We start from the raw sequence: 24,123 nt of genomic DNA, 5'->3' as shown, positions 1-24,123 counted from the left end.
GTACGCACGGTCAGCGGTTCGCGGACAACCAGCGTTGCAGCTCGACGGCCAGCGCGACGGGAGCGTCGAGCTGCACCAGGTGCCCGGCGCCCGGGAGCAGCCGCGCGTCGGCGCCGGGGATCGCGTCCGCCAGCCGCCGCGCCCGGTCCGGCGGGATCCACGTGTCCTCCTCGCCCCACAGCACGCGCACCGGGACGTCGAGGCCGCCCAGCCGCGGCTCGAGCTCGGCGGTGTACCGCTCGTCGGCCTGGGCGATCTGCCGGTAGAACGCGGCCTGCCCGGCCTGGCCCGTCCACGGGCCGACGAGCGCGGCCAGGTGCTCCTCGCGCAGCGGCCGGTGCGCGGCCGTGCGCACGTACGCCTCCAGCGCGCCGCGGTGCACGGCGGCGGGGACGGCCGCGAAGACGTCGGCGTGCTCGCGCACCAGGGAGAAGTACGGCGAGCCCCACGGGCGCAGCGCCACCACGTCCACGAGGCACAGCGACGCGTACCGGGCGCCGTGCAGCAGCGCGGCACGCAGGCTCACCGCGCCGCCGTAGTCGTGCGCGACGACGTGCGGCAGCGGCACGCCCCCGCCGGCAGCGCTGGACCCGTCGGCACCGTCGGCACCGTCGGACCAGGCGGGCCGCCAGTGCTCCAGCAGGTCGGCGAACAGCTCGCCCTGCGTCCCGAGGTCGACGTCGTGCGCGGGGTCCTTGGACGACGCCCCGTAGCCCGGCATGTCCCACAGGTGCACGGTGAACTCGGCGGCCAGGGCGCGGGCGTACGGCTCCCACAGCCACGACGACCACGGCGTGCCGTGGCAGAGCACCAGCGGTGGGCCGGAGCCGAACGCCGTCCACGCGACCTCACGGCCCCGCCACGCGAACCGCCGGTCCAGCGGGGGTTCCGTGCCCGTCGCGTCGCGGGTCGGGGTGTCGGCCATCCCGCGAGGCTACGCGGCGGGGCCCACCCGCGCGTCCGTGACCTGGTCCGTGACCTGGTCCGTGAGCTGGTCCGTGAGCTGGTCCGTGCGCCCGCCGGTGAGGTCCAGGGTGCGGAACACGCTGCACGGGTCGGGGGAGTAGCCGCCGAACGGCCCGCAGGGCACGAAACCGTGCCGCGCGTACAGGCGCCGGGCGGGCGCGAAGTACTCCTGCGGCCCGGTCTCCAGGCTCACCGCCGCGTACCCGCGCTCGCGGGCGAGGGCCACCAGCCGGTCCAGGACGGCGCCCGCCACGCCACGCCCCCGCGCGGGACGGGCCGTGCGCATCGACTTCACCTCGCCCCGGCCGCCGGACGCCGCGGTGGTCGGCTCGAGCTCGCTCAACGCACCGCACCCCAGCAGCGTCCCGTCGTCCTCGCGCGCCGTCAGGAACGTCACCGACGGGGCGAGCAGCCCGCTCAGGTCGAGGGCGTGCACCGACTCGGCAGGGGAGGTGGCGTACATGTCGGCGAGGTGCTCCTCCAGCAGCGCGCGCACGTCGGCGGCGGCGGGGGACTCCGGGGCGATGATCACCCCCGCATCCTCGCGCCGGCGTGTGACGCGGACGTTTCACACCAGGCCAGGGCGTCAGCCCACGTGGCCGGCCAGCAGCGCGTCCCCCAACCGGGTGCGGGTGTGCAGCACCCGGTTGCCCTGCCGCTCCGAGAACACCAGGCCCGCCTCCCGCAGCACGGTCGCGTGCCGGCTCGCCGTCGCCGGCGTGAGGTCCAGCACCCGCGCCAGCTCCGTCGTCGTGCGGCTCGTGTCCAGCACCTCCAGGACCCGCGCCCGCGTGGGGCCGATGAGGTGCGCGATCTGCACCCCCTCGTCCGCCGCGTCGCCCCCGCGGGCCACCCACCCCGGCGCCGGGTCCACCGGGTACACCAGCACCGGGTCCAGCGTGTCGTCCTCGAGCACCACCGGCGCCAGCACGCAGAACACCGACGGCACCATCGTGAGCGGACGCCCCCGCAGCGGCAGCGTCCGCGTCACGGGGTACCAGGCGGTCCATCGGCCGCCCTCGCGGCGCAGCAGCGGGTCGAAGCTGCCCATCAGCCCCTGCATCCCGCCCCGCCGCAACGCCGCGTCCCGCGCCTCCTGGTCGGCCGCGAGCGCCGCGCGGGTCACCGGCGCGTACGGGGCGACGGCCAGCGCGTGATAGCGGCACAGCGCGCCCGCGAGCCAGCGCATCGCCTCCGCCTCGCCGGCCGCGATGCGCCGCACCCAGGGCGCCGCCCCCGAGCGGAACGTCATCGCCAGCTCGCGCGCGAGCCGGGGCCGCGGGGTGCTCGCCACCCGGTCCGCGGCCGCCTCGATGCCCGCGTCCCCGCGGCCGCCGTCGGGACGCGGCCCGTCCACCGGGGTCGGGGTGAGGAAGTCCGGGAAGTACGACGCGAACGGCGCCAGGCGCGCGAGCGCCGCGACCGTCGTCGTCAGGCCCGCCTCCACGATCCGGGCGCGCACCTGCCGCCGCCACGGGTCGAACGCCAGCGCCGCCTGCCGGTTCTGCAGCAGGTGCAGGCTCAGCACCGTGTCCCACAGCGGGTCCGGGCGCCCGGGAGCGCGCAGGCGCGTGAGGTCCTCCGCCGACAGGTCGATCGTGAGCACGGGCCACCACCTCGGGGGTCGACTCGGGGTCGTCCACCGCCCACGCTAGTCGCCCCCGGCACCCGCCACCCGGGTTCACCCCCTGTTTGCGTCCAGGCGCAATGTCCGCGCGCGCCGTCTCGCCGCCCCCGTCGCGCCCCTCTGCCTGCCCTGTACGGCGGCGCGACCCCCGGCATCGCCGGGACGCCCGAGCCGCCCCCACCCGAGGAGCAGCCATGGGCCTGCACGTCGACCCCACCGCCGCCTGCCTGCTGATCGCCGTCGCGTTCGCCGCGGGCTGGCTCGACGCCGTCGTCGGCGGTGGGGGACTGGTGCAGGTGCCCGCCCTCATGCTCGCGCTGCCGTCGCTGCCCGTCGCCACCGTGCTCGGCACGAACAAGCTCGTCGCGATCACCGGCACGTCGGGCGCCGCCGTCACCTACGTCCGCCGTGTCGGCCTCGACCGTCGCCGGGCGCTCGCGGCCGCCGCCCTCGGGCTGCCCACCGCGATGGTCGGCGCCGCCACCGCCTCCCACCTGCCGCGCGCGGCCATCACCCTCGTCGTGGCGGCCACCCTCGTCGGCGTGGGCGGGTGGGCCGCCGTCGCGCGCCCCGGCCGTTCCCCCGACGCCCCCGACGCCGCCGCCCCGGCCGGCCGCGGGCCGGTCTCGCGGCCCACGCTCGTGCTCGCCGTGGGGGCGAGCGGCGTCGGGTTCTACAGCGGCGTGGTCGGCTCCGGCACGGGCGTGCTGCTCGTGGCCCTGTGCGTCACCGCGCTCGGCACCGACTTCCTGCGCGGCTCCGCGATGGCCAAGGTGGTCAGCATCGGCAGCGACCTCGGCGCCCTCGCCCTGTTCGGCGCGCTCGGGCACGTGCTGTGGCTGCTCGGCGCCGGCATGGCCGTCGCCAACGTCGCGGGCGGCATCGTCGGGGCACGTACGGCCCTGTCCCGCGGCGCGGGGTTCGTGCGCGCCGTCCTGCTGCTCGTCGTCGTCGCCCTCGTCGCCAAGATCACCCACGACCAGTGGCTCGCCGCCTGACCCGCGACGCCCGGGCCGTCGACCGCAGGTCAGGGAGCGTGCACCGTGGGGTCGTCGCGCAGCACGTCGAGCAGCAGCGCCAGGATCGCGTCGGGCCGCTCCAGCACCGGCAGGTGCCCCGCCCACTCCAGCAGGGACAGCTCGGCCCCCGGCACCGACGCCGCCACGTGCTGCGCGCACGCTCGCAGCGCGTCCATGTCGTGCGCCCCCTCGACGACGAACGTGGGCACCCGGATCCCCGCGAGGTCCACGTCCACGCCGTCCGGGCCGGGCTCGGGCAGGCCGGCGGCGCTCGCGGCCGCGTCGGCGGCGAGCTGCACCTCGAACGCACGCCGCTGCATGACGGCGAGGGTCTCGGCGGCGGCGTCGTCGGCGTCCGGGCCGAGCCACGTCGTGACGTTCAGCCGCACCGCGCCCTCGACGTCCCCCGCGGTCAGGAGCCTGGCCTCCTCGGCGTCGAACGCGTCGGACGTGTCGGTGTCGGGCACGCCGGGGGCGGCGGGGCACAGCAGCACGAGCTCGCGCACCCGGCCGGGGTGCGCCGTCGTGAGCTCGAGCGCGACCTTCCCGCCGAAGGACGACCCGACGACGGCGGCGTCGGGGACGCCGAGCCGGTCCAGCAGGGCGGCGACGTCGCCCGCGTTCGTGTACGGGGCGCCGCCGGTGGGCAGCGGGGAGTCGCCGAAGCCCCGCAGGTCCGGTCGCACCACGCGGAACGTGTGCGCCAGGGCGGGCACGACGGCGTCCCACATGCGCCGGTCGGCCACCCCGGCGTGCAGGAGGACGACGGCGGGAGCTCCGGGGTCGCCGGCGACGTCGTGGGCCAGGGGCGGCAGCGGGCGCGGGGAGTCCCCGGCGGTGGCGTTCACCGGGACAGTCTCGCAGGCGGTCGCCCATGCACCTGCGCGTGGCGACCCGCGCGTCGCTACATTGAGGGGCGGGACGGGGTCGGCCCCGTCGAAGGAGCGGCATGCCGGTCGAGAGCGTCCACCGCGGTTCGGACTCGCGCTACGTCGCGCGCGTCTGGCGCGGCCGCGCGTCGGGCGACGGGACCATGACCTCGGTCGCGACGTCGCACTGGGAGCTGGTGTTCTGGCGCGACGGTCGCCGGACGCACGCCGCGGTCCGCGGCCCCGAGACCGTGGCCACGGCGGCCCGGATCGCGGGCGACTCGGACTCGTTCGGCATCACGTTCGCGCACGGCGCGACGATGCCGCACCTGCCGGCGTCGGCCCTCGTCGACGGCGAGCTGGAGAGCCCGCACGTCACGGCCGACGGCTTCGTCCTGCGCGGCGAGGAGTGGCCGATCCCGCGGCCGGACGACGCCGAGGCGTTCGTCGACCGGCTGGTGCGGGCCGGCGTGCTCGTGCGGGACCCGCTCGTCGACGACGTCGTGCGGGGCGGGGCCGCCCGCGTGGGCACGAGGTCCGTGCAGCGCCGCGTCGCCGCGACCACCGGGCTCACGCAGGGCGCCATCCGGCAGATCGACCGGGCCCGCACGGCCGCCGTGCTGCTCCGGGACGGCGCGGCGCCGCTCGACGTCGTGCACGCGCTCGGCTACTTCGACCAGCCCCACCTCGCCCGGTCGCTGCGGCGATTCATCGGCCGCACGGCGACGCAGCTGCGGGCGGCGCGCGCCGAGTCGCCGGCCGACACCATGTCGCTCCTGTACAAGCCGGAGCAGCCCGCGTCCTCCTAGCGTGGCCGTGTCGCGGATCCCGCCGCGAGCGACCGCCAGGGAGGCACCGCAGTGTCCACCGACAGGACCAGCAGGACGGCCACCAGCACGACCACGACCACCGTCAGGTCCGCCGACGGCACGCCGATCGCCTGCTCGACGTGGGGCTCCGGCGACCCGATCGTCATCATCGACGGCGCGACCGCCCATCGCGCCACCACCCCGGAGAACGCCGCGACGGCCGAGCTGCTGGCCGACGAGTACCTCGTGGTCAACTACGACCGCCGGGGCCGCGGGCAGAGCGGGGACACCGCGCCCTACGCCCCCGAGCGGGAGCTCGAGGACCTCGCGGCGGTGATCGACCAGGTCGCCGGTGGCAGCCCGGCGACCACCGTCTTCGCCTGGTCCTCCGGCGGCAACCTCGCGCTGAACGCCGCCCAGGCGGGCGTGCGGGTGGCGCGTCTCGCGCTGTTCGAGCCCAACGCGGTGGTCGACGACGACCGGCCGCCGCTGCCCGCGGACTACGTCGCGCGGCTGGACGACGCCGTCGCCGCCGGGCGGCCCGGGGACGCCGTCGCGCTGTTTCTCACCGCCGCCGTGGGCCTGCCGCCGGACATGGTGGCCGAGGTGCGGCAGGACCCGGAGACGTGGTCCGCGCTGGAGGCGGTCGCGCCCACCATCGCCTACGACGGCCGGCAGGTCGGCGACGCGATGTCGGGCCGGCCGCTGCGCCCGGACCTGTGGGACCGGGTCGACGTCCCCGTGCTGGTCATGCACGGCACCGGCACCTGGCCGTTCCTCGCGTCCGCGGCCCGCGCGATCAGCGCGCACCTGCCGACCGCCACCCTGCGGCCCGTGCCGGGGGAGGACCACACGACCACGCCCGAGGTGCTCGCCGCCGAGCTGCGCGCGTTCGCCGGCCAGCCCTCGCACCCGCAGACCCCGCACACGCAGCCCCGGCACGAGGAGCGCTGACATGGGATCGATCGTGGTCACCGAGTTCATCTCGCTGGACGGCGTCGTCGAGGCGCCCGGCGGCGAGGACTTCCGCTACCCGGACTGGAGCTTCGAGGTCGACCGCGGGCCCGAGGGCGAACGCTTCAAGGAGACCGAGGCGCTGGGGGCGTCCGCCCTCCTGCTGGGGCGCCGCACCTACGAGGGGTTCGCCGACGCGTGGCCGCAGTACGAGGGCGAGCTCGCCGACAAGTACAACGGCATGCCGAAGTACGTCGTCTCGGGCACGCTGACCGACCCTCGGTGGTCCGGGACCACCGTCCTGCCGGGCGACCTGGTCGACTCGGTCGCCCGGCTCCGGCGGGACGTCGACGGCGAGATCTCGGTGCCCGGCAGCATCAGCCTGGTGCAGGGCCTGCTCGCGCACGACCTCGTCGACGAGATCCACCTGATGACGTTCCCCCTCGTCCTCGGGCACGGTCGCACCCTGTGGCCCCCGACCCCGGACAAGACCGCGTGGCGCCTCGTGGAGGCCACGACCTACGGGGACGGCGTGCTCGTCACGGTCCACCGGCGGCCGCGCTGAGGACCGGACCGTGAGCACCCACGAGGGGACCGTGCCGGCGGTGCGCACGATCGAGCTGACCACCGCGACGATCGACTACACGGACACCGGGGGCAGCGGACCGGCCCTGCTGCTCCTGCACGGCCCGCTCCTCGACCACGCCGTGTGGGACGCCGTCGTCGCGCGCCTGCCGGGGCTGCGGTGCGTCGCGCCGACGCTGCCGCTGGGCGCCCACCGGCACCCGGCGCCGCGCGACGAGCTCACCAACGCCTCCCTCGCGCGGATGGTCGCCGAGCTGATGGCCGCCCTCGACCTGCGCGACGTCACGCTCGTCCTCAACGACTGGGGCGGCGCGCAGGTGCTCGTCGAGCTGGGGCTCGACTCCCGCGTCGCGCGGCTGGCGCTCGTGGCCTGCGAGGCGTTCGACAACGTCCCCGCCGGGCGGCCCGGACGGCTGCTCGCCCGGGCCGCCCGCGTCCCCGGGGCGCTCGCCCTCCAGGCGCAGCTGACGCGGCTGCCCGCGGTGCGTCGCCGCCTCGCCTCCGCGATGGCCGCCCGCCCCGTGCCCGACGCGCTCCTGCGGCGCTGGTTCGAGCCCTTCCGGGACCCGCTCGTGCGCGCCGACCTGCGCCGGTTCAGCGCGCGGTTCCCCGTCCCTGCCGACCGGGACTGGTCCGCCGGGCTCGGCGCCTTCACCGGGCCCGCGCTCGTCGCCTGGGCGGACGACGACCGGATGATGCCGGCCGAGCACGGCCCCCGCCTCGCCCGCCTGCTGCCCGACGCCGAGCTGGTCCACGTCCCGCACGCGGCGACCCTCGTGCCCCTCGACCGGCCCGACGTCCTCGCCGGGCACCTGCGCGCCCTCGTGCGGCGCGCGCCGACCGACCGCGGAGGAATGCCATGAACGCCGCCATGACCGCCGCCAGCACCGACGACACGACCGCCGTCCGTCCCGGATCCTGGCGGCGGGCCGTCGCCACACTCGTCGCCACACTCGTCGCGGTACTCGCCCTGCTCGCCGCCGCGGCACCCGGGGCCGGTGCCAGGCCCGCGACCGAACCCGCACCCGATCCGGCCGCAGCGGCGGCACGGTCTGACGGCGGCGCCGTCGTGCGCGTCGACTCCGGGTGGCTGCGCGGGCACGCCGACACCGGCCACGTCACCTACTCCGGCGTCCCGTACGCGGCCCCGCCCGTCGGCGAGCGCCGCTGGCGACCACCGGCACCCCCGCGCGACTGGGCCGGCATCCGGGACGCGACCGCACCGAGCCCGCTGTGCCCGCAGGGAGAGCCGGAGAACGTCCTCGGGCAGGAGGACTGCCTGACGCTCGACGTCGTCGCGCCCGCCCACGCCCGCCGCGGCGACCGCCTGCCCGTGCTCGTGTGGCTGCACGGCGGCGGCCTCGACTCCGGCGGTGCGGCCCGCTTCGACGGCGCCCGCCTCGCGACCCGGGGCGGCCTGGTCGTGGTCACCGCGAACTACCGCCTCGGTGCGCTCGGCTTCCTGTCGACGCCGGCGCTCGGCCCCCACCGCGGCAATTACGGGCTCATGGACCAGGCCGCCGCGCTGCGATGGGTGCAGCACAACGCCGCGAGCTTCGGCGGCGACCCCCGCAACGTCACCCTCGCGGGACAGTCGGGCGGGGCGCGGTCCGTCTGCGCGCAGCTCGCCGCACCCACGTCGAGGATGCTGTTCGACCGGGCGATCGTGCAGAGCGGCGCCTGCGCCAACCCCGTCCCCGACCGCGCCCAGGGGCAGGCGTTCGGCGACCGCGCCGTCGAGCACCTCGGGTGCGCCGACGCGGGCGACGGCCCGGCGGGCGTCGCCACCTGCCTGCGCCGCGCCGGGCTGCCCGACCTCGTCGGCACGCACTCGGGCGTCGGGTTCGGCCTCACGGAGCGCTCCGGCGACCGTCCGTGGAACCCCGTCGCCGGCACGCCGTTCCTCCCGCGACAGCCGATCGACGCCCTGCGCCGGGGCAGCGCCGCACGGGTACCGCTGCTGGTGGGCGGCACGCGCGACGAGATGCGCAGCTTCGTCCGCTGGCAGGCTCCCGGCGTCACCGCCGAGGGCTACCGCACGACGCTGACGGAGGCCTTCGGCTCCGACGCCGGGACCGTCCTGGACGCCTACCCGCTCAGCGACCACGACAGCCCGGCCCTGGCGCTCGCGGCCGTCCTCGGCGACTGGGGCGCCCAGATCGGTGCGTGCCCCGTGCTGCGCACCGCGCAAGCCGCCGCACCGCACCAGCCCGTGCACGTGTACGAGTTCGCCGAGGACGCCGGGCCCGACCCCGACGACGGGTTCCCCCAAGGCGCCTACCACGGCCTCGAGCTCGGATACCTGTGGACCCTCGTCGGGGGCCACCAGCCCCCGCCGCTCGACCCGGCCCAGGAGCGGCTGTCCGCGACGATGATCGACTACTGGGCGGCGTTCGCGCGCACCGGCGACGTCAACGGCCCCGGGCGCCCGCACTGGCCCCGGTTCGGCCCCGGGCAGACGGTCGTCGAGCTCTCCACCCGCGGGATCGGCGCGACTCCCTTCGCGGCCGACCACCGGTGCGACCTGTGGGCCGACGTCGGCGCCGCGACGGGCGGGCCCGCGACCCGTGGGCTTGACTGAGGGCGTGAAGCACCTCGGATTCCTGTCCTTCGGCCACTGGACGCCGCACCCGCAGTCCGCCACCCGCTCGGCCTCCGACGCGCTGCTGCAGTCGATCGACCTCGCCGTCGCGGCGGAGGAGCTCGGCGCCGACGGGGCGTACTTCCGCGTGCACCACTTCGCGCGCCAGCTCGCGTCCCCGTTCCCGCTGCTCGCCGCCGTCGGCGCCCGCACGAGCCGCATCGAGATCGGCACCGCCGTCATCGACATGCGCTACGAGAACCCCCTGTACCTGGCGGAGGACGCCGGCGCGGCCGACCTCATCGCCGGCGGGCGGCTGCAGCTCGGCATCAGCCGCGGATCGCCCGAGCAGGTGATCGACGGGTTCCGCCACTTCGGGCACGAGCCCCAGGCGGGGGAGTCCGACGCCGACATGGCCCGCCGCCACACCGCCCGGTTCCTCGAGGTGCTCGACGGCGAGGGCTTCGCCGAGCCGAACCCGCGCCCCATGTTCCCCAACCCGCCCGGCCTGCTGCGCGTCGAGCCCTACTCCGAGGGCCTGCGCCGGCGGATCTGGTGGGGAGCCGGCACCCGCGCCACCGCCGAGTGGACCGCCGCCCAGGGGATGAACCTCATGAGCTCCACCCTGCTGTCCGAGGACACGGGCGTCCCGTTCCACCGCCTGCAGGCCGAGCAGATCCAACGCTTCCGCGACGCGTGGGCCGCCGCCGGCCACGGGTGGGAGCCCCGCGTGTCCGTGTCGCGCAGCATCTTCCCGATCACCGACGACCGCGACCGCGCCTACTTCGGCCTCGAGACGGCCAGCACCGACCAGGTCGGCGTCCTCGAGGGCGTCCGCGCCCGCTTCGGCAAGACCTACGCCGGAGAGGTCGACGACGTCGTCGCGGACCTCGCCGAGGACGAGGCCGTCGCTGCCGCCGACACCCTCCTGCTCACCGTGCCCAACCAGCTCGGTGTCGAGTACAACGCCCACGTCATCGAGAACGTCGTCCAGCACGTGGCACCCGCCCTCGGCTGGCGTTGAGGCTCAGCCCGCCCCGCCCACCAGGTCCTCCACCACCGGGGGAGAGGAGCGGTAGTCGCCCCAGCGCGCCCACCGCACCACGACCCGCACCACCACGATCCCCGGGTCGTCCAACGACGCCGCGAACTGTGGGAACGCCGCCCGGTACGCGTCCGCGCACCGGGCGGCGTCGTCCCCCGACGGGACGTCCGCCACGCCCTGCACCTGCAGCGTCGTCCCGCCAGGGCCGCCCACCACCACCGCCACCCGCGGGTCCCGCCGCAGGTTCGCCACCTTGCGCGAGCCCACCCGCGCGTCGAAGACCAGCTCGCCCGACGCCGTCACCGCCAACGTCAGGTACGCCGCCTGCGGAGCACCGTCCGGGCCCACCGTCGACACCACCCCGTCGCCCACCGCACGCACGTGCCCGACCAGCCGCTCCAGCGCACCACCTGACAGACCCGACGACGTCACGAGCGCGACCCTAGCGGGCACCACGCACCCGGACCGGCACCGCCGCGTCCACCACCCCCACCAGCAGCCCCACGACCTGCCGCCGGCCCACCACGTGCACCTGCGACCAGCCACCCGCCGCACCGCCCGACGTCGCGACCAGCCCCGCACGCTGCGCCGCCCACCGCCGCCAGTGCCGCGCGAACGCCCGCGCCCGCACCCTCCGACCCCGCACCTCCTGCCCCGACAACGCCTCGCCGCGCTCCACGTCGACCATCACCAGCACCGGACTCCACCCCGCCCGCCGCGCCAGGCACGCCCACCACCACCGCCGCACCCGCGACGTCGCCGGGTCGTGCACCACGAGCAGCTCCGTGCCGTCCCGCGGGCCACCCAGCACCGCCCGCACCACCCCCGCCAGGTGCCGCACGTGCACCACCGGCCGGTACACCGCGTACGGGACCCCGCGCGGCACCCGCCCCCGCAGGTCACGACGCGCCGTCTCGCTGTCCAGCACCCGCACCCCGGGTCGCAACCCCGCCACCCGCGCGAGCGCCGTGCTCTTGCCCGCACCCGGCACACCACCCACCAGCACGAACGTCCCAGTCCCGGCGCCCCGCACCGTCGCACGCTCCCGCACCGCCACCGTCATCCCGCGCACCCACCCCTCTCCGCACCGATCCCCGTACCGAGCTCCACACCGATGTCCGCACCGATGTCCGCACCGATGTCCGCACCGCCGACCGGCGGGGCGCCCAGCGTGCCAGGCCCGCATGAGCGCCAGATGAGACCGTCCTGCAGACCCCGCGCACGGTCCAGCCCGGTGGCACGATGCGAGACATGGCCCGCACCACCCTCCTCGGCACCGACCTGCCCCTCGTCGCCGCGCCCATGGCCGGAGGCGCCACCACGCTCGACCTCGTCGCCGCCACGACCGGCGCCGGCGCGTTCGCCTTCCTCGCCGGCGGCTACCAGGCCCCCGACACCCTCGCCGACCAGATCCACCGCGCCCACCAGCAGGCGCACCCCTTCGGCGTCAACCTCTTCGTCCCCGCCACCGCGCCCGGCCCCGACCCCGCGGCGCTCGCGGCCTACGCGCGGCGGATCGCGCCGGACGCCGCGGCGCACGACGTCGACCTCGACGCCGTGCTCACGGCGGTCCCTGCGACCGACGACGACCACTGGGCGGCGAAGGTCGACCTGCTGCGCCGCGACCCCGTGCCCGTCGTGTCATTCACGTTCGGGCCCCCGCCCGCGGCGGACGTCGCGGCCCTGCGCGCGGCGGGCTCCGTCGTCCTCGTCACCGTCACGACCCCGCAGGAGGCTCTCGCCGCCGAGGAGCTCGGTGCCGACGGCCTCGTCGTGCAGGGTCCGCGCGCGGGCGGGCACAGCGGAACGTGGGACCCGCGCCGGCCGGTCGCCGACGCAGAGACGGCCGACGCGGTCGCCGCCGTCGTCGCACGGACGCGGCTCCCGGTGGTCGCCGCCGGGGGAGTGGACGGCGCGACCGCCGTCGCCCGGCTGCTGCGGGCCGGGGCGCAGGCCGTCGCCGTCGGCACGCTGCTGCTGCGCACCGACGAGGCCGGCACCTCCCGCACCCACCGCGACGCCCTCACCGACCCCCGGTACCCGACGACGGCGGTCACCCGCGCCTTCACGGGCCGCCCCGCCCGCACGCTCGTCAACGGCTTCCTGACCCGGCACGACCCGTACGCCCCGGTCGCCTACCCGCAGGTGCACCACCTCACCCGTGAGCTGCGCCGGCGCGCGGCTGCCGCCGGGGACGCCGAGCGGCTGCACCTGTGGGCCGGGACCGGACACCGCAGCGCCGCCACCGGGCCCGCGGCCGACGTCGTCCGCGCCCTCGCCGCCGACCTGTGACGCCCGCGCGCGGCACCGCCGCGACCGCTCGCCGGTTCGCTACGTTGCCGTCATGAGCGCCGCCTGGGACCCGCCGACCGTGCTGCGCGCCGCCACCGAGTGGTCGTGGGTGCCGCCCGACGCGGAGTGCGTCGTCACCGACGTCACCCTCACCCGGTGGCCCGCGTGGGCGCACGGGCGCGTCGTGCTCACGGGGCTCGCGTCGGCCCGCGCGCCCCAGGACGTCCTGCGGGACGCCGTCGAGCAGGCGCGGGCCTGGGGCAGCGACACCCTCGGCGTCTGGGTCTCGGCCAGCAGCACCCCCGACCTCACCGACCTGCTGCTCGGCCGCGGCGCCCGGCTCGAGGACACCGTGGACGTCCTCGCCCGCGGCCTCGGGCCAGGCCTCCCGCAGACGCCGGAGCGCGACGGGCGCCTCGTCGTGCGGCGGGTGACCGACGTGGACGGGCTGCGCGACGCCGACCGCGTCGACACCGAGGTGTGGGACCAGCAGCCCTTGGACGACGACCGGCTCGCCGACGCCGCGCGCACGCTGCTCGCGGACGACAGCCGCGAGATCCGTGTCGTGGCGTACCAGGACGGCGAGCCCGTGGCGTCCGCCGGCGTCACGCTCGCGGCGGCACCACGACCCGAGCTGGGCACCGTCGCCCGGCTGTGGGGCGCCGGCACCGTGCCCGACCGCCGCGGTCGCGGCGCCTACCGCGCGGTGCTGGAGGAACGCCTGCGCCTGTCGGTCGCCGCGGGCGCGTCGCTCGCCCTCGTCAAGGGCCGGGTCAGCACCTCCGCCCGCCTCCTGCGCCGGGCGGGGTTCGAGCGGTACGGCGAGGAGCGCTACTACCGGCTCACGCTCTGACACGTGCACCGACGCGTGCTGACGGCAGCATCGACGATCAACGCTCGACGAGGAGGACGGACGTGACAGGACCTTCGACAGGACGCTTCGACGGCCGCGTGGCGCTGGTCACGGGCGGCGCGCACGGGATCGGTGCGGCCGCGGTGCGACGCCTGCACGCGGAGGGCGCCACCGTCGTGGTCGCCGACCTCGACGAGGACGCGGCGCGGCGCACCGTCGACGACCTGCCCGACGGCGCGGCGTCCGCCTCGGCCGTCGCGTGCGACATCACGGACACGGCGTCGGTGGACGCCGCCGTGGCGGCGAGCCTGGAGCGGCACGGCCGGCTCGACGTGCTCGTCGGCGTGGCGGGCGGCACCGGCGTGCACCCGGGACTCCTGGACGGCATGGACGACGCCACCTGGGCGGCCGGTGTCGACCTCAACCTGGCCGGGCCGGCCCGCTGCGTCCGGGCCGCGGCCCCGCACCTGGAGCGCGGGGGATCGATCGTGCTGGTCGGCTCCGTGAACGGCCTGCAGGCCTTCGGGGACGAGGACTACTCGGCCGCGAAGGCCGGGCTCGTGTCGCTCGCGCAGAACCTCGCGGTGCGCCTCGGCAGCAGGGGAGTGCGGATCAACGTCGTCGCGCCCGGCACCGTCCGCACCCGCTCGTGGGACCAGAGGTCCGACCCCGACCGGCTCGCGGCCCTGTACCCGCTCGGCCGCATCGGGGAGCCCGAGGACGTCGCCGCCGCGATCGCGTTCCTCGCCTCCGACGACGCCGCCTGGATCACCGGTGTCACGCTGCCCGTCGACGGCGGCATCCTGGTCGGCCCGCTCGCGCGGTTCGAGAGCCTCGGGGGCGGGGGAGACCGCCACCCTGATGTCACCGATCGGTGACATCACCCGAGATGTTGCTCAGCGTTCACATCGCGCCGGATGTCGGCGTCCGTCGACATCTCGTCACTGACGGCGCGCCGGCGGGGGAGGGGAGCCCGTGATCCTCGCCAGCCGTCCCGTCGCTGGGCACTGGCGGGCGCGCCCGGGGCAACAGAGCCAGGAAATCCGCTGCAGGCAGGCGGGGTCATCCGAGACAATCCACCATGCTCACCCTGGAAGAGATCTTTCCGCCGTTCGCCCTGCGGATCGCCTGCGGGCCGGTGGAGCTTCGCGTCCTACGCGACGACGACCTGCCCGAGCTCGTCGAGCTGGTCCGCGGTGGCATCGAGGACCCCGACCTGCCCATGCCGTTCCTCCTGGACTGGCACGCACAGCCGTTCTCCCTCGGCGCGCCGCACGGGTTCCCGACCACGTCGCTGGCGTGGTGGTGGACCCAACGAGCGACGTTCGCGCCCGGCGAGTGGCGCCTCGCCCTGGCGGTCCGTCGCGACGGAGCGCTCGTCGGCATGCAGGACCTGCACGCCAGGGGACTCGCGGAGACCGGGGTCGTCGCCACCGGCTCGTGGCTGGGGCGAGCGCACCAGGGGATCGGCACCGGCACGCTGATGCGCCAGCTCGCCGTCGGGTTCGCGTTCGACGAGCTCGGGGCGAGCAGGTGCGAGTCGGGGTACGTCGTGGGGAATCACGCCTCGGCGGCCGTCAGTCGCAAGGTCGGGTACTCGGACAACGGCCTGCACCGGATCGTGCAGCGCACCCGGCAGGGTGTCGCCGGGGTCGACGAGCATCGCGTCGTCGTGACGCCGGCGACGTTCGTCCGTCCGAGCGACGACATCGCGGTCGAGGGCGCCGACGCGCTGCGCCGTTTCCTGGGCATCGATCGGGGTCTCGAGGGCGTCTCACCCATCAACCGATAATGCACATTATGTCATTACGCGATCAGAGAGCGCCTGGGAGCCCCTCCCTCGACGCGGTACCGCAAGGTCTCGAGACGGGCGTCGTCGCGCGGTCGCGCACTGTCGCCTGGCGCCCCCGCGCTGCATTCCTGCAGGGACGCGCGTCGTCAGCCGTGCTGGCTCGACGATGCCGTCGCACAGGTCGACATCCGACAGGACGCCGCCGCACGAATGTCGCCTCACGAATCTGGTGACGACGACCGTCCGTGCCGCCTGACGCCGATGTCGCAGCGACGTGTCGCGCGACGTGTCACCACGTGGCCGCCGTCGGCGTGCGCAGAAACCCGCGCACGCCTGATCTCGCCGCGCCCGGGCCCCGTCTGAGCCTCGTACGACCCGGGTCGGCCCCGCGGCCTTCGCCCGGTCCCCCGTGGGCAGTCGCCCACCGAGGTCGCGAGGCCGCCCGTCCGGCACGACTCGACGGACCGGACGGCGGGCGGCGAGCTCCGGACGACGCCTCGCCATCCGCGCCGGCTCGCGATAGGCTGATTCGGACATACGTGACAAACCATTGTGTATGACACAACACAGTGGTCTCGGACGAACGGCCGCGAGCTCGCTCGCTCCTGGCGTCATGACCTCGGTTACCGGGTCTTCGCGCACGAGTCCGCGCCCCCGGGGCGCTGTCGGACCGCGTGACTACCGTGGACGACATGGCCACTCCCCCCGGCGGGCTCGCCTTCTGCGTCTTCCCCACCACGATCGGGCACTGCGCCCTCGTGTGGCGGGAGCCGGGCGTCGTCGTGGGCTCCGCACTCCCCCACGGCTCGCCGCAGCGCACCCGCGACGCCGTCACGACGTGGTACCCGGCCGCGCGCGAGGCCGCCCCGGGCGCCGCCGTCGCCGCCGCCGTGGCGGGCGTGGCCGCCCTCCTCGAGACCGGCGCCGGCGACCTGTCCGGGATCGATCTCGACCTCGCCGCCGTCCCGGAGTTCGACCGTCGCGTGTACGAGGTCGTGCGCACCGTCCCGGCCGGCGACACCCTCACCTACGGCGAGGTGGCGGCACGGCTCGGAGCACCCGGCGCGGCGCAGGCGGTGGGCCAGGCCCTCGGTCGCAACCCGTTCCCGCCGATCGTGCCGTGCCACCGGGTGCTCGCCGCGGGCCGTCAGGTCGGCGGGTTCTCCGCGCGCGGCGGACGGCGGACCAAGCTGCGCATGCTGGAGGTCGAGGGCGTGCACCTCGAGCACCCGACCCTCTTCGAGCTCTGAGCCCTTCCCTCCCCCGCGACGGTCAGGAGAGCCTCCCCATCCGGCTGGTGGGGACGCCGGGCTCCACGTCCTCCCCGAACGCCTCGTCGCAGAACGCGGCCAGCTCGCGGAGCTTGGCGGTGGGCCGCCCGCCCTTGGGCGTCACGAGCACCAGCGCGTTCGCGGGCAGGTCGTCGGCGATCGGCCGGTAGACCACGGGCATCCCCTCGTACGTCAGGTCCCCGTACGGCCGCCCCATGATGATCGTGTAGCCGAGGCCGCGCGCGACCAGCGAGCGGATCGTCTCGACGTTGGTGCTGCGCCAGCGGACGCGCGGCGTCATGCCTGCGACGCGCAGGATCTCCTCGACGTGGTCGCTCGCCGGGCGCATCGCCAGGAGCACCGCGTCCTCGTCGCGGAGGGCCGCGAGCGGCACGGCGTCGTACGCCGCGAGCGGGTGCGCGGCCGCGAGCGCCAGCTGCAGCCGTACGGCGGCGAGGCGGCGCGTCTCCAGGGGTGTGCTCACGTGGTTCTCGTACAGGAGGGCGGCGTCGAGCCGTCCTTCTGCGAGCTGGTCCTGGAGCTCGGCCGAGCCGCCCTCGACGAGCTGGAGGTCGACGTCGGGGAAGGACCGGTCGAAGTGCTCGGCGAGGGGCGGGAAGAGCCAGGGGGACAGCGTGGTGAACAGGCCGAGGCGCAGCGCTCCGGTGAGGCCGCCCCGCGTGGCGGCCGCGACCTTCCGGATCTCCTGCAGGCTCTCGGCGATCTCCCGCGCGTGCTCGTACACGTCCCTGCCCGCGGCGGTGACCTGGACCCCTCGCCCTCGGGTGCGGATCGCCACCTGGACGCCGAGCGAGGCCTCGAGCTGGCTGATGGCGAGCGAGACGGCGCCGGGCGACACGATGAGTGCCCTGGCGGCCTCGGTGATCGAGCCGTGGTCCACCACGGCGCTGAACATCTCGAGCTGACGGACGGACATCTCGACACCCATGTGAGCAAGGCTAAACAACAACGTCAATTACTTGTCATTGCTTTGACAGCGGGCCGGAGGGCAGGCTCGTCCGCGTCCGCCACCGCCGGCGGGCACGGATCGCGAGGACCGCGCTCCGACAGTCCGCCCAGGGAGTTCAAGGATGAGCGCCACCACCTCTCGACAGCCCACCGGGACCGGCCCGAGCGAATCGCTCCGGACCCCGCAGATGCGGCGCATCCTCGCGTCGAGCTTCCTCGGGAGCGCGATCGAGTTCTACGATTTCATGCTGTACGCGAGCGCCTCGGCGATCGTCTTCGGCCAGGTGTTCTTCGCCGGCCTGGACCCGGCGCTGGCGACCGTCGCGTCGTTCGGGACGCTCGCCGCGGGGTATGTCGCCCGGCCTCTCGGCGGGATCGTCTTCGGCCACTTCGGCGACCGTCTCGGCCGCAAGGGCGTGCTGGTCACGACGATGCTCCTGATGGGCACCGCGACCGCTCTCATCGGGGTGCTCCCCGGGTACGCGCAGATCGGCGTCGCCGCACCGTTCCTGCTCGTGGCGCTGCGCCTGGTCCAGGGTTTCGCGGTGGGCGGCGAGTGGGGCGGGGCGATGCTCATCGCCCTCGAGCACGCGCCCGGCGGCAAGCGGGGCTTCGCGGCCTCGTTCGCGAACCTCGGCGCGCCCGCGGGGTCGGTCCTCTCGGCGGGGATGCTCGGCCTGTTCACCCTCCTGCCGGAGGACCAGTTCCTCGCCTGGGGCTGGCGGGTGCCCTTCCTGCTGAGCGTCGTCCTCGTGCTCATCGGCCTGTTCGTGCGCCTCAAGGTGGTGGAGAGCCCGCTGTTCCTCCGCTTCGACCAGGAGGCGGAGGACCGCCGGGTGCCGCTGGTGCAGGTGCTGACGAGGTCGCCGTGGGTGCTGGTGCTGGGCCTGCTGGTCGCCATGTCGCAGCTGACGATCTCCGGGATGGCCAGCGTCTGGGGTCTGAGCTACGCGACGGCGCACGGCGCGGACCCGACGTTCGCGCTCAACGCCAAGGTGCTCTCGGCGGTGGCGCTCTTCGTCTGCACGATCCTGTCGGCGCGGCTCAGCGACCGGTTCGGCCGGCGCCCGGTGATCGCGGTCGGCATCGTCGCCGCGGCCCTGTTCGCCTACCCGCTCGTGATGCTCGTGGCGACGGGGGACAACGTCAGCTTCGCGGTCGCCGTGGTGGGCGGCCAGGCGATCCAGGGCGTCATCCTCGGCCCGCTGGCGGCGTTCCTGGCCGAGCTGTTCCCGACGTCGGTGCGCTTCACCGGCTCGTCGCTCGCGTTCCAGGGCGCGTCGGCGATCGGCGCCGGCTTCACCCCGATCATCGCGGGGGCGCTCGCCTCGTCCGCCGGCGGGCTCCCCCTGCTGGCCGGCGTCTGGATCGCCGTGCTGGCCGTGTGCGCGGGCGCCCTGCTGCTCGCCCCTGAAGGAAGCAAGCGCGACCTGTCGGCCATCGACGCGGCCGCCGGAAAGTGAGGACGAGAATGACCCGCTCCCCCGAGCTCCCCGAGCCCTACGACGTGGACGTCGTCATCGTCGGCGGCGGGCCCGTCGGCCTGCTGGTGGCGGCCGACCTGGACTCCCGCGGCGTCTCGACGGTCGTCGTCGAGGACCGCCCCTTCCTGGAGCCGCCGAACGTCAAGTGCAACCACGTCTCCGCCCGCACGATGGAGGCGTTCCGCCGCCTGGGGCTCGCCGACGCCGTCCGCTCCGCGGGCCTGCCCGCCGACCACCCGCAGGACGTGGCGTTCCGCACCAGCGCGACCGGGATCGAGTTCGGGCGGATCGAGATCCCGTCGGCGGCCGCCCGGCGCCGGGGCGACGGAGCCGGCCCCGACACGACGTGGGAGACGGCCGAGCCCCCGCACCGGGTCAACCAGCGCTACCTGGAACCGATCCTCGAGCGTCACGTCGCCGCGCTCCCCCACGTGGACCTGCGCAACGACACGCGCTGCACGGGCGTGGCCCAGGACGACGACGGCGTGACGGCGACGCTCCGGGGCCCGAACGGCGGGACGGAGGTCACCGTGCGCGCGCGCTACCTCGTCGGGGCCGACGGCGGCCGCTCCCTCGTGCGCAAGTCCATCGGGGCGCGCCTGCACGGCGACCCGGTGCTCCAGCACGTCCAGTCGACGTGCGTCCGCGTCCCCGGGCTGGCGGACCAGGTCGACGCCGACCCGGCGTGGGGGGTGTACGTCTTCAACCCTCGCCGGCAGGGGCACGTCTACGCGATCGACGGTCGGGACGTCTTCCTCGTGCACACCTACCTGACCCCCGAGGAGGCAGCAGACGACTCCGTCGACCGCGACCGCGCCGTCCGCGACATCCTCGGGCTGGGCGACGACGTCGCGTACGAGGTCCTCTCGAAGGAGGACTGGGTCGCCCGCCGCCTCGTCGCGGACACCTTCCGCGACCGTCGCGTCTTCCTCGCCGGGGACGCCGCACACCTGTGGGTGCCGTACGGCGGGTACGGCATGAACGCCGGGATCGCCGACGGCCTCAACCTGGCGTGGCTCCTCGGCGCCGTCGTGACCGGGTGGGCCGACGACGCGGTCCTCGACGCCTACGCCGCCGAGCGGCAGCCGATCACCGACCAGGTGTCGCGCCTCGCCATGGGGCACCTGCGCAAGATCGGCGCCACCGACCTCCCGGCCCACCTCGAGTCCGACGACGCCGCGGGCGAGGCCGCGCGCCGCGAGCTCGGCGAGCTGGCGTACCGCCTGAACGTCCAGCAGTTCGCCGCCGCAGGGCTCAACTTCGGGTACTCCTACACCGGGTCCCCGATCATCGTCCCCGACGGTGACGCGCCCGACTACACGATGGGCAGCTACACCCCCTCGACCGTCCCCGGCTGCCGCCTGCCGCACGTCTGGCTGGGCGACGGCGTCTCCCTCTACGACCGGCTCGGCCCCTGGTACACGCTCGTCGTGGCAGGGCGCACCGGCGCGCCCGACGCCGGGTGGGACCACTGGGTGGCCGCCGCCCGGTCCGCCGGCCTGCCGATCGAGCTGGCGGTCGTGCCCGACGACCTCGTGCCCGCGTCGTACGTCACGCGCTACGCCATCGCACGCCAGGACCAGCACGTCGCCTGGCGCGGCGACGTGCTGCCCGACGACCCCTCGGCGCTCGCGGCCCTGCTCGGCGCCGTGCGGGCACGCGCGGCGGTCGCCGCCTGACGGTCGTGTCGGTGCGCCCGCCTAGCCTGTCCCCGTGGTCACCCCTCCCCGCCTGAACCGCCTCACCGTGGCCGCGGCCGCCGACCGCTACCTCGCATCGGTGCAGGTGGAGAGCGTGCGCGGAGTCCTGTCCCCTGCCACGGCGCGCAGCTACGAGCGGGACGTCCGGGAGTTCGCGGCCCTGGTCGGCGACGACCGCGTGCTCGACGACGTGACCGGCGAGGACGTCGACGACGCGCTCGTGCGCTACCAGGCGAGCCCCGACGGGCGGTACAGCGACCCGGGTCGCAAGGGTGCACCCGGGCGGTCGGTCGCCACGGTCAACCGGTTCCGGCAGTCGGTGAGCCGGTTCTTCGCGCATGCGGCCCGGCAGTGCTGGGTCCAGGCGGACCCGATGCAGTGGGCGGCGCCCCCCGCCCGTTCGCGGGACCGCCTGCGGGTGGAGCGCACGGCGTTGTCGGCGTCGGCGGCGGGCGCGCTGCTGCAGGCGTCCGCGGTGGCCCACGCCCCCGCGGCCACCGCGGGGGCCGGGACACGCGCCGCACGGTCGGACCAGGCGCTGGCACTGCGCGACCGCCTGGTCGTCGCGCTGCTCCTGGTCCTCGGTCCGCGCGTCTCGGAGCTGGCCCGCGCCGACGTCGCGGACTTCACGCGCGAGCCCGAGGAGACGCGGTGGCGGATCGTCGGCAAGGGCGGGTCGATCCGCACGGTCGCGCTCTCCGCACCCCTGGCGGCGGCGCTCGAGGAGTACCTGACCGAGCTGCGGCCCCGGCTCGCCGCCCGGCGGCCCGACGACCCGGACGCGCAGCGTGCCCTGCTGCTCACCTGGCGCGGCCGCCGCGTCGACACGCAGGCGGTGCGCGCCCTGCTCGCGCGTGCCGTCGAGCGGATGCCCGCCCCCTACCGTCGGCCGGCGACCCCCCACGCGCTCCGGCACACCACCGCCACGCTCCTGGTGGCCGAGGGCTGGGACGTCAAGGTCGTCGCGGAGCTGCTCGGGCACCGGTCCATCGCCACCACCGGCGTGTACCTCGACCGGATCGAGGGCGAGCTCGCGGCGGCCATCCGGTCGCACCCGTTGTCCGCGGGCCTCGCCGGGCCCGCGACGACCGCGGCCGAGGCGCCGGCCGCCCCGGCGGGTGACATCACCGACGTACCCGACAGTTCGGCGCGCGGTGGTGACGGGGCGTGGCTACCGTGAGCCTCGTGCCGCCTCGCTTCCCCCGTCTCCGCAAGCCCGTCCGTGTCCAGATCGACTGGCCCGCCCTGCGCCGGTACACGACCCGGGGCGCGGTGCTCGCCGCGGCGGTCCCGGTGGCTGCTGCCGCCACGGTGATGGGGCTCGAGCGCTTCCGTCGGCACCAGTACCCGCTCGACGAGCCGTTCCCCACGGCCCCGCCGTCGTCCACCGAGATCGAGGACACGACCGCGACGCTCTACACGTACGGCGCGGACCTCTACGACGCGATGCTCGAGGCGATCCGCGGTGCGCAGCGGGAGATCTTCCTGGAGACGTACATCTGGAAGGACGACGAGGTCGGCCGCCGGTTCAAGCAGGCCCTCGTGGAGGCGGCCGCCCGCGGCGTCGCGGTCTACGTCGTCTACGACGGCTTCGCGAACCTGGTGATCTCCCGGCGCTTCTACGACCTGCCGGGCGTGCACGTGCTGCGCTTCCCCGCGATGCGTCCGGGGCTGCTGATGCTCGACGTCCGACGCTCGGGCCGCGACCACCGCAAGATCCTCGTCGTCGACGACGAGACGGCGTTCGTCGGCGGCTACAACATCGGTTCCCTCTACGCGACGCAGTGGCGGGACACGCACCTGCGCCTCACGGGCCCGTCCGCGTGGGAGCTGCGGAACGCGTTCGTCGACTTCTGGAACCGGTGGCGCGACCCCCGTCTGCCCGTCCTGCAGGACGTCGGCTCCCCCCTGTGGCTGCCCGAGCTGCGCGCGGCGCGGAACGCGCCCTCGGAGCTGGTCTTCCCCATCCGGGGCATCTACCTCGACGCGATCGACCGCGCCTGCTCGCACGTGTACATCACCCAGGCGTACTTCATCCCCGACGAGGACATCCAGGCAGGGCTCCTCGCGGCCGCGGCGCGCGGCGTCGACGTGCGGGTCCTCGTGCCGGAGCGGTCGAACCACGTGGTGGCCGACTGGCTCGCCCGTGGCCACTACTCGACGCTGCTGCGCGGCGGCGTGCGGATCTTCCTCTACCAGGGGGCGATGATCCACGCCAAGACCGCGACCATCGACGGGCGCTGGACCACGGTCGGCACCGCGAACATCGACCGGCTGAGCCTCACGGGCAACTACGAGATCAACCTCGAGGTCGTGGACGTCGGCCTCGCGGGGCAGCTCGAGGACGCGTTCCGCATGGACCAGTCGAACTCGCGTGAGCTGACCCGCGACGAGTGGCAGCGCCGGCACCCGCTGTCGAAGGTCGCCGAGCGGCTGATGTCGCCGCTGCGCCCCTTCCTCTGAGGGGGGTCAGCCGGCGGTACGGGCGCGACGTCGGGCGGCGAGCTCGTCGCCCTCGTGCGTGGCCGGCTCCTCGTCCTCGAGGGACTCGGTCGGCATCTCGGACAGGGTGCCCTCGATGTCGCGCCACACGCGGCCGACGGCGATGCCGAACACTCCCTGGCCGCCCTGGACGAGGTCCACGACCTCGTCGGGGGACGTGCACTCGTACACCGACGCGCCGTCGCTCATGAGCGTGATCTGCGCCAGGTCCTCGACGCCGCGCTCCCGCAGGTGGGTGACGGCGCTGCGGATCTGGTGCAGCGACACCCCGGTGTCGAGGAGCCGCTTGACCACCTTGAGCACGAGGATGTCGCGGAAGCTGTACAGGCGGTGGGTCCCGGAGCCGGTCGCGGGCCGGATGGACGGCTCCACGAGGCCCGTGCGGGCCCAGTAGTCGAGCTGGCGGTAGGTGATCCCCGCGACCCGGCACGCCGTGGTGCCGCGGTACCCGGTGGCGGCGTCCTGCTCCGTGAGGTCCTCACCGAAGAGGAGCCCTTGGGCGCCGTGCGGCACCGAAGCACCCGTGGGGACGCTTGCCTCACCGCTGCTGTTCACTGTGCCTCCTGGTGTTGGACTCCACGCTAGGACGCCCCCGGGGGGTCGTCAACGACGTCGGCGCCGAGCGGGACCGCGTGTCGCGCCGCCCTGCCCCCACGAACCTGTCCCCACGAAGGGGCCTCACGCCCGTCCCTCAACCGTCGACCACGACTTGAGGGTTCGGCTCCTACGGTAACCGAGTCTGACCCTCGACCGGAGGTCGAGGGTCCGTCCGGGCGTGGCGGGCGTCGCTCGCCGGCCCCGGTCC

The 24,123-nt window shown here is 75.5% G+C and carries 24 protein-coding genes; 16 read left to right on the top strand and 8 right to left on the bottom strand.

Annotated elements, in window-relative coordinates; all coding sequences use genetic code 11:
• Positions 1-10 precede the first annotated feature (10 nt).
• The 3 genes from ACFQ8Y_RS11090 to ACFQ8Y_RS11080 are packed head-to-tail and all read right to left on the bottom strand — an operon-like array spanning position 11 to position 2,572.
• Positions 11-925, bottom strand: a complete 915-nt coding sequence (locus tag ACFQ8Y_RS11090) for an alpha/beta fold hydrolase (protein ID WP_430585478.1) — start codon at positions 923-925, stop codon at positions 11-13.
• A gap of 9 nt (positions 926-934) precedes the next feature.
• Entirely contained in the window at positions 935-1,498 is a 564-nt protein-coding gene (locus ACFQ8Y_RS11085) for a GNAT family N-acetyltransferase (RefSeq protein WP_430585477.1), read from the bottom strand.
• Between the two features lie 54 nt (positions 1,499-1,552).
• Positions 1,553-2,572, bottom strand: a complete 1,020-nt coding sequence (locus ACFQ8Y_RS11080) for an ArsR/SmtB family transcription factor (RefSeq protein WP_430585476.1) — start codon at positions 2,570-2,572, stop codon at positions 1,553-1,555.
• Positions 2,573-2,787: 215 nt separating this feature from the next.
• Between ACFQ8Y_RS11080 and ACFQ8Y_RS11075 the strand changes: the two genes are divergently transcribed.
• On the top strand, positions 2,788-3,591 hold the full coding sequence (locus tag ACFQ8Y_RS11075) for a sulfite exporter TauE/SafE family protein (RefSeq protein WP_430585475.1): 804 nt from the start codon (positions 2,788-2,790) through the stop codon (positions 3,589-3,591).
• 29 nt (positions 3,592-3,620) lie between these two features.
• Here ACFQ8Y_RS11075 and ACFQ8Y_RS11070 read toward each other — a convergent pair whose 3' ends face one another.
• The gene (locus tag ACFQ8Y_RS11070) at positions 3,621-4,460 is read right to left on the bottom strand and encodes an alpha/beta fold hydrolase (RefSeq protein WP_430585474.1); all 840 of its coding nucleotides are present in this window, start codon (positions 4,458-4,460) and stop codon (positions 3,621-3,623) included.
• Positions 4,461-4,561: 101 nt separating this feature from the next.
• Here ACFQ8Y_RS11070 and ACFQ8Y_RS11065 point away from each other — a divergent pair, with 101 nt between their 5' ends.
• Genes ACFQ8Y_RS11065 through ACFQ8Y_RS11040 form a run of 6 tightly spaced genes read left to right on the top strand, consistent with a single transcriptional unit; the run spans position 4,562 to position 10,434 of the window.
• Positions 4,562-5,290 carry a helix-turn-helix domain-containing protein gene (locus tag ACFQ8Y_RS11065; protein WP_430551905.1) on the top strand — a complete coding sequence of 243 codons (729 nt, stop codon included), beginning with the start codon at positions 4,562-4,564 and terminating at the stop codon, positions 5,288-5,290.
• 51 nt (positions 5,291-5,341) lie between these two features.
• Positions 5,342-6,244, top strand: a complete 903-nt coding sequence (locus ACFQ8Y_RS11060) for an alpha/beta fold hydrolase (RefSeq protein ID WP_430585473.1) — start codon at positions 5,342-5,344, stop codon at positions 6,242-6,244.
• 1 nt (position 6,245) lies between these two features.
• The gene (locus tag ACFQ8Y_RS11055) at positions 6,246-6,809 is read left to right on the top strand and encodes a dihydrofolate reductase family protein (protein ID WP_430585472.1); all 564 of its coding nucleotides are present in this window, start codon (positions 6,246-6,248) and stop codon (positions 6,807-6,809) included.
• 10 nt (positions 6,810-6,819) lie between these two features.
• Positions 6,820-7,692 carry an alpha/beta fold hydrolase gene (locus tag ACFQ8Y_RS11050; RefSeq protein WP_430585471.1) on the top strand — a complete coding sequence of 291 codons (873 nt, stop codon included), beginning with the start codon at positions 6,820-6,822 and terminating at the stop codon, positions 7,690-7,692.
• Complete coding sequence (locus ACFQ8Y_RS11045) at positions 7,689-9,410, top strand: carboxylesterase/lipase family protein (protein ID WP_430585470.1); 1,722 nt, start codon at positions 7,689-7,691, stop codon at positions 9,408-9,410. The genes ACFQ8Y_RS11050 and ACFQ8Y_RS11045 overlap by 4 nt, the downstream gene beginning before the upstream one ends.
• Before the next feature lie 4 nt (positions 9,411-9,414).
• Positions 9,415-10,434 (top strand): LLM class flavin-dependent oxidoreductase, encoded by a 1,020-nt coding sequence (locus ACFQ8Y_RS11040; RefSeq protein WP_430551900.1) that lies wholly within the window; start codon positions 9,415-9,417, stop codon positions 10,432-10,434.
• A 3-nt stretch (positions 10,435-10,437) separates the two neighbouring features.
• On the opposite strand, the gene ACFQ8Y_RS11035 is transcribed toward ACFQ8Y_RS11040, so the two are convergent.
• Entirely contained in the window at positions 10,438-10,887 is a 450-nt protein-coding gene (locus ACFQ8Y_RS11035; protein ID WP_430585469.1) for a pyridoxamine 5'-phosphate oxidase family protein, read from the bottom strand.
• A 10-nt stretch (positions 10,888-10,897) separates the two neighbouring features.
• Positions 10,898-11,518: an AAA family ATPase gene (locus ACFQ8Y_RS11030; protein WP_430585548.1), complete on the bottom strand. Its 621-nt coding sequence runs from the start codon at positions 11,516-11,518 to the stop codon at positions 10,898-10,900.
• A gap of 188 nt (positions 11,519-11,706) precedes the next feature.
• On the opposite strand from ACFQ8Y_RS11030, the gene ACFQ8Y_RS11025 reads away from it, so the two are divergent.
• The 5 genes from ACFQ8Y_RS11025 (at position 11,707) to ACFQ8Y_RS11005 (ending at position 16,642) form a co-directional block, all read left to right on the top strand.
• Positions 11,707-12,747 (top strand): nitronate monooxygenase, encoded by a 1,041-nt coding sequence (locus ACFQ8Y_RS11025; RefSeq protein ID WP_430585468.1) that lies wholly within the window; start codon positions 11,707-11,709, stop codon positions 12,745-12,747.
• Positions 12,748-12,799: 52 nt separating this feature from the next.
• Positions 12,800-13,600 (top strand): hypothetical protein, encoded by an 801-nt coding sequence (locus ACFQ8Y_RS11020; RefSeq protein ID WP_430585467.1) that lies wholly within the window; start codon positions 12,800-12,802, stop codon positions 13,598-13,600.
• Between the two features lie 62 nt (positions 13,601-13,662).
• Positions 13,663-14,478, top strand: coding sequence for an SDR family NAD(P)-dependent oxidoreductase (locus tag ACFQ8Y_RS11015; RefSeq protein WP_430585466.1), 816 nt, complete (start codon positions 13,663-13,665; stop codon positions 14,476-14,478).
• 203 nt (positions 14,479-14,681) lie between these two features.
• Positions 14,682-15,392, top strand: coding sequence for a GNAT family N-acetyltransferase (locus ACFQ8Y_RS11010; RefSeq protein ID WP_430585465.1), 711 nt, complete (start codon positions 14,682-14,684; stop codon positions 15,390-15,392).
• A gap of 692 nt (positions 15,393-16,084) precedes the next feature.
• Complete coding sequence (locus ACFQ8Y_RS11005) at positions 16,085-16,642, top strand: methylated-DNA--[protein]-cysteine S-methyltransferase (RefSeq protein WP_430585464.1); 558 nt, start codon at positions 16,085-16,087, stop codon at positions 16,640-16,642.
• A 22-nt stretch (positions 16,643-16,664) separates the two neighbouring features.
• Here the strand turns inward: ACFQ8Y_RS11005 and ACFQ8Y_RS11000 are convergent, their stop codons facing one another.
• Positions 16,665-17,612 (bottom strand): LysR family transcriptional regulator, encoded by a 948-nt coding sequence (locus tag ACFQ8Y_RS11000; RefSeq protein ID WP_430585463.1) that lies wholly within the window; start codon positions 17,610-17,612, stop codon positions 16,665-16,667.
• 142 nt (positions 17,613-17,754) lie between these two features.
• Between ACFQ8Y_RS11000 and ACFQ8Y_RS10995 the strand changes: the two genes are divergently transcribed.
• From ACFQ8Y_RS10995 to ACFQ8Y_RS10980, 4 genes are read left to right on the top strand one after another with little or no spacing between them, the layout of a single operon-like run.
• On the top strand, positions 17,755-19,095 hold the full coding sequence (locus ACFQ8Y_RS10995; RefSeq protein WP_430585462.1) for an MFS transporter: 1,341 nt from the start codon (positions 17,755-17,757) through the stop codon (positions 19,093-19,095).
• An 8-nt stretch (positions 19,096-19,103) separates the two neighbouring features.
• The gene (locus tag ACFQ8Y_RS10990; protein ID WP_430585461.1) at positions 19,104-20,795 is read left to right on the top strand and encodes an FAD-dependent monooxygenase; all 1,692 of its coding nucleotides are present in this window, start codon (positions 19,104-19,106) and stop codon (positions 20,793-20,795) included.
• Between the two features lie 34 nt (positions 20,796-20,829).
• Positions 20,830-21,996, top strand: coding sequence for a tyrosine-type recombinase/integrase (locus ACFQ8Y_RS10985; RefSeq protein WP_430585460.1), 1,167 nt, complete (start codon positions 20,830-20,832; stop codon positions 21,994-21,996).
• Positions 21,997-22,001: 5 nt separating this feature from the next.
• The gene (locus ACFQ8Y_RS10980) at positions 22,002-23,279 is read left to right on the top strand and encodes a phosphatidylserine/phosphatidylglycerophosphate/cardiolipin synthase family protein (RefSeq protein WP_430551889.1); all 1,278 of its coding nucleotides are present in this window, start codon (positions 22,002-22,004) and stop codon (positions 23,277-23,279) included.
• A 6-nt stretch (positions 23,280-23,285) separates the two neighbouring features.
• Here the strand turns inward: ACFQ8Y_RS10980 and ACFQ8Y_RS10975 are convergent, their stop codons facing one another.
• Positions 23,286-23,873 (bottom strand): MerR family transcriptional regulator, encoded by a 588-nt coding sequence (locus ACFQ8Y_RS10975; RefSeq protein ID WP_430551888.1) that lies wholly within the window; start codon positions 23,871-23,873, stop codon positions 23,286-23,288.
• Between the last annotated feature and the right edge of the window lie 250 nt (positions 23,874-24,123).

This window comes from Isoptericola sp. NPDC056605, assembly GCF_042792795.1.
GTDB lineage: Bacteria > Actinomycetota > Actinomycetes > Actinomycetales > Cellulomonadaceae > Isoptericola.
The sequence above is the reverse complement of the archived record's forward strand: the minus strand, read 5'-3'. Positions and strand labels throughout refer to the sequence as shown.